Here is a 544-nt window from a genome sequence, read left to right on the forward strand (position 1 = left end):
CGTCGAGGAGCTCGTCGGCGGAACCGAGGGGCGGACCGTCGTCACCTCGGACCACGGGAACCTGATCGGCGAGCGGATCGCTCCCCTGGACGGGAAACGGTACGGCCATCCGTTACAGACGGACGTCGACGGCCTGCGGAGGGTGCCGTGGCTCGTCGTCGAGGGGAGCGCCCGCCGCCGGGTCGAATCGGAGCCGCCCAGAGAGAACGAGGACATCGACGGGTCCGTCGTACGGAATCGGCTATCGGACCTCGGCTACGTGGACCTCTGAAGGGAGATCCGGGGACACTCCGGCGTAATCACGGCTGCGGACGCGACGTCGCTCGCGGCGGTCGTCTTATGCGCGGAGCGGGCGCCGAAGGAATCAGTCCCGCCGATACCAGACGTCGACGTGACAGTCGGGACTGTACGATTTCCCGACGATATCGAGCGAGCCGTCACCGGTGAGGTCGACCGCCTTCGCTTCGTGCGTCGCGACGCCGCGGTCGATCTCGACGCGCTCGAACCCCTCCGTCGTGTTCCGGTAGACGAACATCCGGGGGAC

2 pseudogenes are annotated in these 544 nt (G+C 67.8%); one reads left to right on the top strand and one right to left on the bottom strand.

What is annotated here, in order from left to right:
- A pseudogene (locus DJ73_RS20200) lies at positions 1-271 on the top strand (hypothetical protein); the annotation flags it as partial.
- 93 nt (positions 272-364) lie between these two features.
- Here DJ73_RS20200 and DJ73_RS06095 read toward each other — a convergent pair.
- A pseudogene (locus tag DJ73_RS06095) lies at positions 365-544 on the bottom strand (VCBS repeat-containing protein); the annotation flags it as partial.

Origin of the sequence: Halorubrum sp. Ea1, assembly GCF_002252965.1 — an archaeon.
Classification (GTDB): Archaea; Halobacteriota; Halobacteria; order Halobacteriales; family Haloferacaceae; genus Halorubrum.